15 protein-coding genes are annotated in these 13844 nt (G+C 36.1%); 2 read left to right on the top strand and 13 right to left on the bottom strand.

Annotated elements, in window-relative coordinates; all coding sequences use genetic code 11:
* Nucleotides 1–299: 299 nt before the first annotated feature.
* From MHI47_RS12790 to ald, 5 genes are all read right to left on the bottom strand, one after another.
* Nucleotides 300–1148 (bottom strand): DUF4839 domain-containing protein, encoded by an 849-nt coding sequence (locus MHI47_RS12790; protein ID WP_340831066.1) that lies wholly within the window; start codon nt 1146–1148, stop codon nt 300–302.
* Between the two features lie 258 nt (nt 1149–1406).
* Entirely contained in the window at nt 1407–2162 is a 756-nt protein-coding gene (locus MHI47_RS12795) for a YqjF family protein (protein ID WP_419958715.1), read from the bottom strand.
* A 31-nt stretch (nt 2163–2193) separates the two neighbouring features.
* Nucleotides 2194–2538 carry a fluoride efflux transporter FluC gene (locus tag MHI47_RS12800; protein ID WP_340831067.1) on the bottom strand — a complete coding sequence of 115 codons (345 nt, stop codon included), beginning with the start codon at nt 2536–2538 and terminating at the stop codon, nt 2194–2196.
* A complete protein-coding gene (gene crcB, locus MHI47_RS12805) occupies nt 2535–2891 on the bottom strand; it encodes a fluoride efflux transporter CrcB (RefSeq protein WP_340831069.1) in 357 nt (118 codons plus the stop codon). Before crcB ends, MHI47_RS12800 begins: the two co-directional genes overlap by 4 nt.
* A gap of 65 nt (nt 2892–2956) precedes the next feature.
* Complete coding sequence (ald, locus tag MHI47_RS12810) at nt 2957–4072, bottom strand: alanine dehydrogenase (RefSeq protein WP_093536880.1); 1116 nt, start codon at nt 4070–4072, stop codon at nt 2957–2959.
* A gap of 222 nt (nt 4073–4294) precedes the next feature.
* On the opposite strand from ald, the gene MHI47_RS12815 reads away from it, so the two are divergent.
* On the top strand, nt 4295–4750 hold the full coding sequence (locus MHI47_RS12815) for a universal stress protein (RefSeq protein ID WP_093536879.1): 456 nt from the start codon (nt 4295–4297) through the stop codon (nt 4748–4750).
* Between the two features lie 527 nt (nt 4751–5277).
* On the opposite strand, the gene MHI47_RS12820 is transcribed toward MHI47_RS12815, so the two are convergent.
* From MHI47_RS12820 to sppA, 5 genes are all read right to left on the bottom strand, one after another.
* Complete coding sequence (locus MHI47_RS12820) at nt 5278–6468, bottom strand: acetate kinase (RefSeq protein WP_340762931.1); 1191 nt, start codon at nt 6466–6468, stop codon at nt 5278–5280.
* A 62-nt stretch (nt 6469–6530) separates the two neighbouring features.
* Complete coding sequence (locus tag MHI47_RS12825; RefSeq protein ID WP_245762672.1) at nt 6531–7472, bottom strand: class I SAM-dependent methyltransferase; 942 nt, start codon at nt 7470–7472, stop codon at nt 6531–6533.
* 145 nt (nt 7473–7617) lie between these two features.
* Nucleotides 7618–8124 (bottom strand): thiol peroxidase, encoded by a 507-nt coding sequence (gene tpx / locus MHI47_RS12830; RefSeq protein WP_093536877.1) that lies wholly within the window; start codon nt 8122–8124, stop codon nt 7618–7620.
* A gap of 35 nt (nt 8125–8159) precedes the next feature.
* Nucleotides 8160–8738 (bottom strand): RDD family protein, encoded by a 579-nt coding sequence (locus tag MHI47_RS12835; RefSeq protein ID WP_340762932.1) that lies wholly within the window; start codon nt 8736–8738, stop codon nt 8160–8162.
* Nucleotides 8739–8750: 12 nt separating this feature from the next.
* Nucleotides 8751–9764 carry a signal peptide peptidase SppA gene (gene sppA / locus MHI47_RS12840; RefSeq protein WP_340762933.1) on the bottom strand — a complete coding sequence of 338 codons (1014 nt, stop codon included), beginning with the start codon at nt 9762–9764 and terminating at the stop codon, nt 8751–8753.
* A 104-nt stretch (nt 9765–9868) separates the two neighbouring features.
* Between sppA and MHI47_RS12845 the strand changes: the two genes are divergently transcribed.
* Complete coding sequence (locus MHI47_RS12845) at nt 9869–10669, top strand: NAD kinase (protein ID WP_340762934.1); 801 nt, start codon at nt 9869–9871, stop codon at nt 10667–10669.
* 151 nt (nt 10670–10820) lie between these two features.
* On the opposite strand, the gene rarD is transcribed toward MHI47_RS12845, so the two are convergent.
* From rarD to MHI47_RS12860, 3 genes are all read right to left on the bottom strand, one after another.
* On the bottom strand, nt 10821–11726 hold the full coding sequence (gene rarD, locus MHI47_RS12850) for an EamA family transporter RarD (RefSeq protein WP_340831071.1): 906 nt from the start codon (nt 11724–11726) through the stop codon (nt 10821–10823).
* Nucleotides 11727–11849: 123 nt separating this feature from the next.
* The gene (gene mbcS / locus MHI47_RS12855; protein WP_340831073.1) at nt 11850–13433 is read right to left on the bottom strand and encodes an acyl-CoA synthetase MbcS; all 1584 of its coding nucleotides are present in this window, start codon (nt 13431–13433) and stop codon (nt 11850–11852) included.
* A gap of 175 nt (nt 13434–13608) precedes the next feature.
* Nucleotides 13609–13812 carry an alpha/beta-type small acid-soluble spore protein gene (locus MHI47_RS12860; protein ID WP_093536871.1) on the bottom strand — a complete coding sequence of 68 codons (204 nt, stop codon included), beginning with the start codon at nt 13810–13812 and terminating at the stop codon, nt 13609–13611.
* Between the last annotated feature and the right edge of the window lie 32 nt (nt 13813–13844).

Raw genomic sequence — 13844 nt, forward strand, 5'->3', positions numbered from 1 at the left:
TTACGTTAGTTCAATAAGAAAAAAAGGTTCTACTTCTTCTTGAAGTAAAGCACCCGTTACTTTAAGTGCAATCCTTTACAATTTTTATTACATCTCAAAAAACTCACTCAAGAGCATATCCCCTCATGAATAACTTTGTTGCGATTGGGATTATGATTGTCTTGTCTTTTGATTTAATTGTTCTATCTTTGGATCCAGACGCTCAATACTCGAATTTTCTAATCCTAACTCCGCATATGCTCCCATTGCTTGTAGCATATAGTATCTTATTAACCTATTAAGCTACGTGTTAAAGATATTTATCTCATTTTGATAGAAACTGGTTCGAGTAGAAAAAGACCAGGATCTTCATCATATTCCACAACCTTAGCAATGATACGAATATTATGACCTGATCCAAAAGGGTCAGGAATATTATCTCCTGTAAGATGTAATTCATAGTAATTAACATTTCTAAATTGGAATTCAGGTCCCGAAAAATTGGTTGTACTATAGTCTCCAACAAAAATTAAATAATTAAATCTTGTTTTATAATCTCTGTATGGACTCACATAAGCGGTATTCCCATCAAACTCAATAGTTCTTCCAACATACTTCTCAGCAAATTCTTTAAAAAGAGGACTAGACTCGTCTTTTATGCTAAGTATTTCTGCTAATTCTTTGTTGTTATCTACTGTTAGGATTTCTTCTTTCGGCTTTTCCGCATTTGAATTATCCTTTACCTTAGATTCTGCTGCACTCTCAATATCTTCTTTCGGCTTTTCCGTATTTGATTTATCCTTTACCTTAGATTCTGTTGCACTTTCAGTATCTTCTTTTTTGAATGTATGGTACTTAATAATGACTTCTGTATCCACAGATACCCATTCATCTGGAGAATAATCGACATCGTCGCCAACAGATACTTCTTCAACCTCTCCATCTTTTGTTATCCAACCTGTAATTAAATCCTCCAGTTTTTCTGTTTTAATATTCTTGAAACCTTGTTCTTCAAAATCATCAATAACATCTTGATAATTTCTACCCTCTTGGACACTTGAACCTGACGGCGTTTTTGCTTCACCTTCATGTTCATTCGATTCTCCGCCACATCCCACTAATGTCATAACCATAATACATGCCAAAAGAACACTAATCATTTTCTTCATTATTTGATTATCCTCCAATTAACAGATTTAATAGTTTATTTAAGATAGTATTAATTAACCAAACTAATAAACCTGTCAGTTTGCTTAACACCAATTATTACAAAACTCATACAATTGAGGCAATTCTTTTCATTCCAGATAATTGCCCGATTGCTGAGCAAAGATTAATCAAGACTCTTTCACTAACCTGCTGCGGTAGTTTAAGTGTAACATTTCACAAACAAAACCAACCCTAGCCTTTAACATAGCCTTGTTTTTTTAAAATGCTTTAACAAGCGGCCACATTCTTACCTCGATCTGTTTTGAATAATGCAGGACTACATTGTCATTCTCTACAACAATACCTCGACTACTAAGCATTGTATTTTCTTTAATATTTGCTTCTGCCTGTTGAAGTTCCCATGGGTGATGTAAAATGTCACATCGCAATGGAACTCCTTTGGGGTTTAGTGTATATAAGCAGTAACGTTCCACGAGCCACTCTTCGAAAGAACCTTTTTCTGCAAAATATTTCTCAGATACTGGACGATAATCTGCCACAAACCGAGCATCCTCAGATTTTCTTACACTCTCATATTCAACCATATCCCCTTGCTTTTCGACCTTCATATTTGCACGAACATATGGTAAGTGATAAAACCTTCTAGCAACTTTTATCGCAAGTAGATTTGTCGCGTCCAAACTAAAAAAATATACTCCCGGTTTACCATCGATTGTTATATATGTTCGAACATTCAACTCTGGAAATTTATCAGTTCCTGGAATAGGAGGTAATCCGCGTAAACGAATATCTGTCATATGGAAGGGCACTACTCCGACCCAACACACGCCATCATAAGTGTCCAATGGGAATATGTTAGGAACTAGTTTTCGTAAGACATTAAAATTGACTGGAAAATGAGCAAAAAGCAAATCATTCCAAGTTTGTTTCATTGTCCAAGGCATATTTGGCAATGGCCATAATCTGTGTCCATCATCCCAGTTCGTTTCTTTAGATTGTTTATAATCTGTCATTATTAATAGCTCCTATTCCGAAATGATATTTTCACAAAAATAGTAAGTATCCAACATATGCAAAAACTAAGCCCCCTACATAAGTAATAAGAAAATACATAAGCCAAGTTTTAGGATATTTTTGCAGGGAATATAGTTCTTTATTTAATGTAGAGAAAGTCGTCAGAGAACCTAGTAATCCTGATCCAATAAAAATCATATAAATTTCTCCCGCTTGACTACCGACCAATAAACCAAGCAAAAATGCCCCTACTAAATTAACTAATAGTGTACCAAATGGGAAGGAACCACTTGTGCTTTTGTTTAGTTTTTTGGAAAGGATATATCGTAGATTAGCACCGATAAATCCCGCAATACCAATTAAGATGAAATTCATGGTCCCACCTCTTTTTTCCATCCAAGATTGCTCAACATAATTCCACCTACAATACTTACTGTCATATAAAGAATGGCAATACCAATTTGGTTAGCTTTTATCATTGTGATTGTTTCCACACTGAATGCAGAAAAAGTTGTAAAAGATCCGAGAAAACCTGTACCAATGGCAGACTTTAGCTTACTCGAAAATCGGAGCCTTCTAGACATTAGGTATGCCAATGCATAACATCCAATCAAGTTTACCAGTAAAGTTGAAAATGGAAAACCTGAATCATGTACCATAATAATACTAATGGCATACCTTGCAACCGCCCCTAACGAACCTGCAAGTCCTATGTATAAATATATCAATAATATCGCCCCATTAACTAGAAATCACTCAAAGCATAATTGCTTTGAGTGATGATTTTATCATATTATTTTAAAAGTGTAGCTACATCTACATAAGGTAAATCTTGTGCTTCTGCAACCGCTTTAAAAGTAACATGTCCCGCTAAAGTGTTAAGTCCTTTTTGAAGCGACAGGTTATCTAGACATGCTTGTTTATAGCCTTTGTTGGCAATTTGTAACGCATACGGAATTGTAGCATTTAAAAGCGCCATTGTAGAAGTTCTTGGAACCGCTCCAGGCATATTTGCTACAGCATAATGTACTACCCCATGTTTTTCATATGTTGGATTATCATGTGTTGTGATGCGATCAGAAGTTTCGAAAATTCCACCTTGATCGATAGCAATATCAATTACGACAGAACCAGGAGACATCGTTTTAATCATTTCTTCTGTTACTAATTTCGGAGCTTTTGCACCGGGGATTAATACACAGCCAATTACTAAATCTGCTTCCTTAACTGCCTCTGCAATATTATATGGGCTAGAAATTAATGTTTGGATGCTTGACCCAAAGATATCCTCTAATTGACGAAGACGATCCGGATTTAAATCGATGATCGTTACTTGTGCTCCCATCCCAATAGCTACACGCGCTGCGTTGGCCCCAGCAATCCCTCCACCGATGATTGCTACTTTTGCGCGAGGAACTCCTGGAACTCCACCAAGTAATATTCCTTTTCCACCATGTATTTGCTCTAAGTACTGTGCACCAATTTGAGTTGCCATACGGCCAGCAACCTCACTCATCGGAGACAACAACGGTAATGTATTATTAGGTAATTGTACTGTTTCATATGCTATAGCTGTAACTTTTTTATCTATTAGTACTCTTGTTAAATCCGCTTCAGGAGCTAGATGTAAATAGGTGAAAAGAATTGACTCTTCACGGATTAACTCATATTCAGCATGAGTAGGTTCTTTTACTTTCATGACCATCTCCTGATCCCATGCTTCTTTTGCAGTGGATACAATTTTAGCACCTGCAGTAATATAGTCCTCATCTGTAAAGCTTGACCCAAGCCCAGCTCCGGTTTCGATAAAAACTTCATGTTGGTAATGAGTAAGACTCACTACTCCAGCTGGTGTCATTGCTACGCGATTTTCATTGTTTTTTGTTTCCTTTGGAATCCCAATACGCATTTCTTGCATCCTCCTATGTAAATCATGTTGGTATGAAGATGACACAATATTTCATACAAATTCATTTTATCATTTATATATTTAAAATACTGCAACTATTTAATTTTCAATTTTAAGTATTCACAAATATGACTTAATATACAGAATTAAAATGAATAAAAAGAAGGAATATGTCTAACAATCTCGAATACTATATATATAACCAACAAGGAGGTTTTTAAAATGACATTAAAATATAATCAAATTTTAGTTGCAGTCGATGGTTCCAAAGAAGCGGAATATGCATTCAAAAAATCTGTTTCTATTGCAGCACGTAACAATGCAACATTAAATCTTATTAATATTATCGATACTCGTTCATTCGCTGCAATTGAAGCTTATGACCGCTCTATCGCTGAAAGAGCTCAAACATTTGCAGAAGATTTACTAGGTGGATATAAAAAAGAAGCTCTTGCTGCTGGAGTACAAAATGTAAATGTTGTTGTGGATTACGGTTCACCAAAAACAATGATTTCTAAAGACATTGCTAAAAAAGTAGAAGCAGATCTTATCATCTGTGGAGCGACTGGTTTAAATGCAATGGAAAGATTCTTGATCGGTAGTGTATCCGAATATATCGTACGTTCCGCTACATGCGACGTATTAGTAGTACGTACAGAAGAACGTCCAGAAGTATAAACTCATAGATTAACAAAATGGCTAGACGTGAAACTTCTCACGTTTAGCCATTTTTTATTTAAGCTTTGTTTTCCTTCTAACATGCTCTGATTGGAGCGGAAGGCGGCGACTCCAGCGGGACAGCGCGAGCTGAAAGCCCCGCAGGAAAGACATTGGGCAAACTTTATTTTGACCAATGTCTTTGCGACGAGTAACCGCAGGAGCATATGTTTTCGCAGTTACGAGGAGATTGAAACCGTGCCCGCGGAAAGCGACTGCCTGAAGAGGAAATCAATATTAGGAAGATTACACTTTTTTACATTGACTTATATAGATTATTTTCTATAAATGTCTATTAAATTAATCAAATATTACTTAGGGATAAAACAAATATAAAAAGGAGTAGTTCATCAAATATAGTTGATGAGGTCTACTCTCATTTTTAAAAATTCACTTTTGTATTTTGCATAACTATTAGAACTATTACCTTCTATATCCTTTATTTATCCAGATTTAAACTTTATACAATTTGAAATCACTCATTCTAGCTACAATCCCGCTATTCTCACCGTATCTCTAGCAATCATAATCTCTTCATTTGTCGGGATAACTATCACTTTAACCGGTGAATGCGGGTAGTTGATGAAATTTTCTTTTCCGTTTATTTTATTTAGATCGGGATCCATATACACGCCCATAAACTGCAGTCCTTTTAAGACTTTTTCACGAATAACCTCACTATTTTCACCGATTCCTGCAGTGAAAATAATGGCATCCACACCATTCATACGTGCAGCATAGGAGCCGATGTACTTATGAATTCTATTAGCAAATACATCTAAAGCTAACTGTGCCCGGTCGTTCCCTTTTGTAGCTTCCGTAACGATATCACGCAAATCACTAGAGAATCCGGAAACACCTAGCATTCCTGATTTCTTATTTAAAATATCTAAAATACCTTCTGCATCTTTCCCTGTTTTCTCCATCAAATAAGGGATTAGAGCAGGATCTATATTACCTGACCTGGTTCCCATTGTTACCCCTGCAAGCGGAGTAAACCCCATAGATGTGTCGATAGATTTACCATGGTGAATAGCCGCAATACTTGCCCCATTGCCAAGATGACAGGATATAAATCGAGTTGTTTCCAAAGGTCTGTTTAATAAAATTGCAGCTCTCTCTGAAACATACTTATGGGAAGTCCCATGAAAACCATATTTTCGAATACCATACTTTTCATAATAATTATATGGGATGGAATATAGATAAGAACTTTCTGGCATCGTTTGATGAAAAGCAGTATCAAAAACAGCAACCGCTGGCACATTAGGAAGTTCTTTTTTAAATACTTTTATACCAGTAACGTTCGCTGGATTATGAAGCGGCGCTAACTCCGATAGTTCTTCTAGCTTCTCTAATACTTCAGTTGTTATTAAAACAGAGTCACTGTAAACCTCTCCTCCATGTACAACTCGGTGTCCAATTCCATCAATATCATCTAACGATTCTATTACATTCTTTTCAATTAACATATACATCAATAGTTTTACCGCTTGTTCGTGATTGTCCACCTGTTCAATAATATTTATACGTTCCTCATTTGTCGTCATTGTAAAAATTGGATTTCCTAGACCAATTCTTTCTATTAATCCTTTAGCAATTACTTGTTCGTCTACCATTTCAAAAACTTGGAATTTTAATGAAGAGCTTCCTGCATTTATAGCTAATATTATTGGCATAAAAAACGCTCCTTCGTTGAACTAGTACTTTAATTGTACCGTTCAACGAAGGAGCTAGCAACTCACTTAGTATTCTCTTCTTGCCAAATTTCGACCTTTTTCAAAAACAGTTCCATAGATTCTTTGTTCATCATGTTTGGAACTTTTGCTAAAAGAACCTCTCTTGGCGCTTTTAAGTCACTGCTTTTCTTTTGTAATATTAGCAAGCTTTTTTCTTGTCCCTTTGTTTTAAAAATAGAAGTTGGAAATTGAATGACTGCTTGAATCCAACCATTTTCCTTGATGAATTCATGAAGCTTCGGTGCTTGTTTCGATTCAAATATAGTATCTGGTACTAGGAAGAAAAGATAGCCACCTGGTTTAACGTGTTTCATCGACTGCTCCATAAACAAGTGATGGGCATACGACATTTCCTCTGTACTATGAAGGAAATAATCTTGAGAAGTTTCCGAATCTGGATAATATCCAACCGGTAAATCACTTACTACAATATCCACAGGATCAATTAAAAGAGGCTTTAATGCATCTTGCCTAAATAACTGTACGTCGTGTGTAAGGAGCTCACCAGTTTGCGCAGCCAATTGAATTAACAACTCATCAATTTCTACACCAAATGCGTAGTTTTCCGTTGGTAGTGCATTCATAATCGTAAATAACAAATTCCCTGTTCCTAGGGCAGGATCTAAAATCGATAGTTCTTTTCTATCCTTAGTCATTTCTTTCACAAAGTAACTTACTAATAATCCTATCGCATCCGGTGTCATTTGATGATTAACCTGAACGGACTTCTTCATTCCTTTTAAGATTGCTAATTGAATTGCTTTGCGTACTTCTTCTTTATCTGCGTCCCGAACAGATGGCACTTTTTTTTCATTAAGCCATAGCTCTAACGCATAAACAACACCTTCTAAATAAGTAGCAGAAGCTTCATTTTCAATATAATTACTCTCTTGATCAATAAACGTAAAAATTTGTTCTACATGTGTATGCATAGTATCCCTCATAGTAAAACCCACTCCTTCTTCAGAGTGGGTTTGCATTTTTTTAAAGATAAGAAAGTATATACTTTTTTACCCTTTATCTGTCTAGCTCCTGCGCCTAACCCTTCAAGTCGCTTCAGACTTGCAACGCTAGGCGCTTGCGCTTTTCTTAGTTCGTTAGTGCTTTTACTGCTTCTAATGCTTTTTCATAATTTGGATGATCTGTACCTTCTCCAACATATTCAACATAAGTTACAACATCGTTTTTATCTACTACAAATACAGAACGAGCTAATAAGCGTAATTCCTGCATAAGTACCCCGTAAGCTTCTCCGAAAGCTGCATCACGGTGATCTGATAAAGTTTGAATTGCATCAGCAGCATTAGCCCCGCACCAACGTTTTTGAGCGAAAGGTAAATCCATCGATACTGTTAAAATTGCTACATCTTCACCTAAACTAGCAGCCTCTTCGTTAAATTTGTTTGTTTGTGTAGAACAAACTCCTGTATCTAGGGAAGGAACTACACTGATTAAACGAATTTTACCAGCAGAATCTTGTAGAGTCACAGGTGATAAATCATTTGCTAGCACAGAAAAGTCAGGTGCCTTACTACCAACTACCACTTCTTTTCCAACTAATGTGACCGGACTATTTTTAAATGTTACTTTTGCCATAATATGTAGCCTCCTTTTTCATTATCTTTATCTTACTAGAATACGTTCGGCTCATGCAACTCTTTTGCAGGAGCGTTCTCATATGTGACTTTCTCTTTTAGATCAAATACGGTCTCATGGACAACAAGCGTATCCGCGATAAAATCATGTACCCCTTGTTTTTTAGGAGTAAAAGCTACCACTAAATAAGGTATATTCAATGGAACAATAGAGATTAAGCGACCAATCCATTCTCTAAATATAACAGTACTCCATTTTAGTTTTCCACCGTCTTTGGATATAACTTTAATACCAAAAATCATCTTTCCTACTGTCTGGCTACAAAGCTTTGTCATCAACACAAAGTATGCGTAAAAAATAGCTGCTGTGATTAATGTAAAAGGCGCATACCATACAGGATTATTTAAGTCTAATGAAAACAACCGAAATATAGGTTTGATCAATAACATACCAACAGATGCCAAAATGAGAATATCTACTGTATATGCCCAAAAACGAATCCAAAAGCCCGCAGCCTTCTGTTCATATTGTGCCGTTCGATGAACAATTACTTGCTGGGTTGCAGAGGTGTTCGCTTGCACATGCTGCTCTTCTGATTGTACAAATTCACTCATCTTAAACCCTCCTTATTCATTCCCGTATAAATACATCATTTTTGGTGAGCTATTTTCTGTGATTAACTTCGCAATAAGCTTGGATTCCAAATCTAAACCTAAGAATGACTGTGCTTTCACAGCAAATAGGGAAGCAAAACTTTGTGAATAGCCATATTCAAATACTTCTGCATCTTGTAAGTCATAATCTGTTTTAATAGATTGAATTACATCCTCTACAAAGCCATATTCATCAGCTAAGCCAGCTTCAATTGCTTGTCGACCATTTAAAATTCGTCCATCCGCAACTTTTTTCACTTCTGCTTCGGTCATATTTCTACCTTTTTCGATAATATCAACGAAGTCCTCATACGAGTCATTTAACATTTCTTGAAGCATTGTTCTTTCAGCTTCTGTCATTTCTCTAGTAGGGCTCATAATATCTTTGTATGGACCAGATTTAATTGTTACAAATTCTACGCCATATTTTTCTGCTAGTTTACCATAGTTAACACTTTGCATAATGACACCAATAGAACCTGTCATCGTCTCTTTGTTCACAAATATTTTATCAGCAGGTGCAGATATATAGTATCCACCTGAAGCAGCCATACTTCCCATAGAAACATAGATCGGTTTCTCAGTTTCTTCTTGAAGTTCAATAATTTCTTTATAAATTTGTGCCGATTCGACAACTCCGCCACCTGGTGAATTTACTTGTAACACAATCCCTTTTACAGTGTCATCGACTTTTGCTTGTTCTAATTGTTGCATGAAGAATTGATGATTATATCCTTCCGCTGCAAAAAGCGAGCTTGCACTTCCAGTATCTTGAATAGTCCCATCTACCGTAAGTACTACGATTCGTTCGTTCATACTACCTTCTTCCAAAACAGTTTCAAAAAACTCTGAGCTAGAAGCAGATGCAAAGTCCTCTAAATACGATGTCCAATCTGTTGAAAAAGCAGTGGAAACAGTATTGACGAAAATAGAAATAAGCAGTAACAGTGATGCTCCTAAAATAGCAAACCAGCGTTTCATATTCATATGTACAATTCCTCCTTTAATACTCCTCTTTACATACGTAAAGAATATCTAAATGTTTCACGAAATGTTAAAATAAATATATACAATAGTAAAGGAGAATGTTTATGCCCTCCAAAAACGCAATATATTTATATACTAAGAATGACACAAAATCTTTGCAAAGAAAAGAAAGTATCGCTGAAGCCATACATACTCATGGTTTTACAGTCGTGGAAGACCCTCAGCTTGCTTCCATAATTGTTAGCATCGGGACGGATGGTTCTTTTTTACAAGCAGTCCGTAAAACAGGATTTAGGCAGGATTGCTTATATGCTGGAATTTCTACAACAGATACGCTAAGCATGTACTGTGACTTTTTAGCGGATGATATAGAAGCAATGGCTGAAGCAGTTCTTACAAAAAATATCCAAGTTCGGAAATATCCTTTACTAGAAATCTCGGTAAATAATGACCCTAAATTTTTATGTTTAAATGAATTTACGATTCGTTCAAATATTATCAAAGCATTTGTACTAGATATAATTATTGACCACAAGCATTTTGAGTCCTTTAGAGGAGATGGTATGGTGATTTCCACTCCGACCGGAAGTTCAGGTTATAACAAGTCACTAAATGGGGCAGTGGTTGATCCTCTTCTACCTTGTATTCAAGTTGCGGAAATAGCTTCTGTGAATAGCAATGATTATAGAACGCTAGGTTCCTCTTTTATATTAAGCGGAGAAAGAACACTAGAACTTCGACTGCATAAAGACTGGAATGATTACCCTTCTATGAGCACAGACAACGAGGCTCTTAGTATTCAGCATGTTGAAAATGTATCTATTTGTTTGAGTGATAAAATCATTAAAACGGTTAAAATGAAAGATAATAGTTACTGGGAAAAAGTGAAAAGATCGTTTTTATAATTTGAGCTAGATAGTCCATTTGCTAATTACTTGTGTCATAATTTTATAGCGGATGCTGGTTGGATGTGACGGGCGTCACATCCAACCAGCATCCTTTTTTATAAAGTTTGTCATTCCGTCACCTGAAGTGTAAATAAATGTTGTCGGTATTTCACTTATGAACTTGTACTTTTCTCACTTGCATTATTTTGGAAACCGTAAATAGTATTAACGCAAGCCAGATACATGAAAATGATAAAAACTCTATTTTACTAAATGCCTCGTCGTATAAAAATATTCCAACTAGCAGCATTAACGTTGGTGCAATATATTGAAAAAATCCTGACATATACAGTGGCATTGTCTTAGTTCCCTTAGCAAACAAGATCAAAGGCACGGCAGTTGCAACACCCGTGAAAATGAGTAGGATGACAGTAGGAGCATCGGTATTAAAAAATACCGCCTTGTCTGATACTACTAAATAGATAAAGTATACGAGAGCAACAGGTAAAACAAAAAAAGTTTCAATCGTTAATCCTCTTAATGCATCGATTTTAATACTTTTCTTAATCAGACCATATAAAGCAAACGTTATGGCAAGCGTAAAAGCTATCCACGGAATTCCACCGTAAGAAACAGTTAGAATAATCACTCCTACAGCAGCTAGTAGTACAGAAAACTGTTGTGCTCTGGATAGTCTTTCTTTTAAAAATACAATCCCCAACAATATAGAAAGAAGTGGGTTTATATAATACCCCAAACTTGTTTGTACGATATAACCTGCGTTTACTGCATATATGTATGTAAACCAATTTCCTGATACAAGATAAGAAGCTAGAAATAGCCCCCAAAAAGATTTTTGATTAGCCCATAAATCCTTCAAATCTAATCTCAGCTGATTTAAATTTCTACCTACAATTACTAACATGAAGGTAAAAATGAATGACCAAATTACTCTACCTGAAAGTATTTCATCACTAGAAACATGCTCTAATAACTTCCAGTAAATTGGCATGAAACCCCAAAATACATATGCCAGTACTACAAATATGATTCCTTGTTTTTCTTCTGAACCCAATAAAAGCACCTCTTTACTTTGTAACTCGAAATATTAAATCATTATATTGCTTTAGAGCATTAAAGTAAATAAGAAAACACGAAGAGGTATGATCTCTTCGTGTTTGATAAACCATTTTAATTTTTATGATCGACTTTTACTCTGTTCTTTTTGTCGCAAATCTAATCTTCTAATTTTCCCAGATGTTGTTTTTGGTAATTCGTCGATAAATTCAATTTCTCTTGGGTATTTATAGGGTGCGGTTATTTGTTTCACATGATTTTGTAGTTCTTTTATTAAATCCTCAGATCCTGCTAAGGATGCATCACGTAACACAACAAATGCTTTAACAATGCTGCCTCTTTCCGGATGCGGCGCCCCAATTACTGCACATTCTTGAACAGCTGGGTGTTTTGTCAATGCGTCTTCTACTTCAAAAGGTCCAATTGTATAGCCTGAGCTAATAATAATATCGTCTCCGCGCCCTTCAAACCAGAAGTATCCATCTTCATCTTTTTTCGCTCGGTCACCTGTAATATAATAATCTCCTCTAAATTGCATAGAGGTTCGTTCAGGATCTTTTAAGTACTCTTTAAATAGTGCTGGCGTTTCAATATGAACAGCTATATCTCCAACTTCTCCAGTAGCACAAATCTTCCCGAAATCATTGATAATTTCCACTGTATTACCCGGTGTTGGTTTGCCCATGGAACCTGGTCTTGCCTCCATGCCCTTCATCGTTCCAACAAGCAATGTATTTTCAGTTTGGCCATAGCCATCTCGGACCTCTAGACCAAATACTTTTTCAAACGTTTCAATTACTTCTCTGTTCAATGGTTCTCCTGCAGAAACAGCACTCTGAAGCGAAGAAAGATTATACTCGTTTAATGTATCTACTTTAGCCATAATCCGGTACTCAGTAGGTGTACAACAAAGAATATTTACTTTTTGCTCTTGAATAATTGTTAAGTATTTTTTGGGTTCAAATTTACCGTTATATACATAACCAATTGCTCCGCTACCCAGTGTCGCTAAGAATGGACTCCAAATCCATTTTTGCCAGCCCGGACTTGCTGTAGCCCACACTACATCTCCTTCTTGTATTGCCAACCAGTTCGGCCCAGAAGTGCGTAAATGGGCAAACGCCCATCCATGGGTATGGACTACACCTTTAGGATTTCCGGTAGTACCACTCGTATACGATAGGAATGCCATGTCATCCCTTAGCGTATCAATTGTTTGAAATTCATCTGATTCGGCTTGTATTTCTTCCGTTAAAGATATCCAATTGTCTTTCTTATTACCGATTACTAATAATAGTTGCTCGTCTAAATTCCGAACATCTTCAAATTGATCTAAAAATGGTTCGTATGCAATAATTGCCTTCGCTTCACTATGTGTCAAGCGATATTCAATATCCTTTGCGCGAAGCATTTCGGAACTTGGGATAACAACTAGCCCGGCTTTTAGTGCACCTATATAAATTTCATAAGCCTCGATTAACCGTGGTACCATTATTAATACCACATCTCCTTTTTGGAGACCTTTACGGGTAAAAAGATTAGCTATCTTATTAGCTCTCTGTATTAAATTTTTATATGTACTTTTTTTCTGCTGACCATCTTCAGATTCCCATATTATAGCTAACTTTTCATCGTCTACTGCATACTTTTCGAACTCAGTAATGAGATTATAATGTTCTGGAGCAATTAAATTTTGATTATTCATTTGATTTCCTCCTTTGTACTATTTTAATTATAGAGGAAAATTAGCCACATTGGTTAATAAAATTTAAATTTTCAGATAGTATACAGCTATTATTGATGACTTTGGTAGAGGTAGGTTGGAATACGCCTATCAATAAAAAAACCGGCAGCTTAGGCTACCGGTTTTCTTAATTCACTTATTTTTGGAATCCGTTCATTTGTTGTTGGGCTTGTGCAACTAATCGCTTAGTAATTTCTCCGCCTACGGATCCGTTGGCACGCGATGATGCTTCACCACCAAGTTGTACTCCAAACTCTTGAGCGATCTCATATTTCATTTGATCAAGTGCTTGTTTTACTCCAGGTACTAGAAGTTGATTTGAGTTGTTGTTGTTTGGCATGTTCCTCACCTCCTTGTGAAATTAGATTGTTC

Source organism: Psychrobacillus sp. FSL H8-0487, assembly GCF_038008385.1.
Classification (GTDB): domain Bacteria; phylum Bacillota; class Bacilli; order Bacillales_A; family Planococcaceae; genus Psychrobacillus; species Psychrobacillus psychrotolerans.

Excerpts from the sequence above, each read along its gene's own strand:
- MHI47_RS12790 (WP_340831066.1), bottom strand. The coding sequence starts at position 1,148 with ATGAAGAAAATGATTAGTGTTCTTTTGGCATGTATTATGGTTATGACA.
- MHI47_RS12795 (WP_419958715.1), bottom strand. The coding sequence starts at position 2,162 with ATGACAGATTATAAACAATCTAAAGAAACGAACTGGGATGATGGACAC.
- MHI47_RS12800 (WP_340831067.1), bottom strand. The coding sequence starts at position 2,538 with ATGAATTTCATCTTAATTGGTATTGCGGGATTTATCGGTGCTAATCTA.
- ald (WP_093536880.1), bottom strand. The coding sequence starts at position 4,072 with ATGCGTATTGGGATTCCAAAGGAAACAAAAAACAATGAAAATCGCGTA.
- MHI47_RS12815 (WP_093536879.1), top strand. The coding sequence starts at position 4,295 with ATGACATTAAAATATAATCAAATTTTAGTTGCAGTCGATGGTTCCAAA.
- MHI47_RS12820 (WP_340762931.1), bottom strand. The coding sequence starts at position 6,468 with ATGCCAATAATATTAGCTATAAATGCAGGAAGCTCTTCATTAAAATTC.
- MHI47_RS12825 (WP_245762672.1), bottom strand. The coding sequence starts at position 7,472 with ATGAGGGATACTATGCATACACATGTAGAACAAATTTTTACGTTTATT.
- tpx (WP_093536877.1), bottom strand. The coding sequence starts at position 8,124 with ATGGCAAAAGTAACATTTAAAAATAGTCCGGTCACATTAGTTGGAAAA.
- MHI47_RS12835 (WP_340762932.1), bottom strand. The coding sequence starts at position 8,738 with ATGAGTGAATTTGTACAATCAGAAGAGCAGCATGTGCAAGCGAACACC.
- sppA (WP_340762933.1), bottom strand. The coding sequence starts at position 9,764 with ATGAATATGAAACGCTGGTTTGCTATTTTAGGAGCATCACTGTTACTG.
- MHI47_RS12845 (WP_340762934.1), top strand. The coding sequence starts at position 9,869 with ATGCCCTCCAAAAACGCAATATATTTATATACTAAGAATGACACAAAA.
- mbcS (WP_340831073.1), bottom strand. The coding sequence starts at position 13,433 with ATGAATAATCAAAATTTAATTGCTCCAGAACATTATAATCTCATTACT.
- MHI47_RS12860 (WP_093536871.1), bottom strand. The coding sequence starts at position 13,812 with ATGCCAAACAACAACAACTCAAATCAACTTCTAGTACCTGGAGTAAAA.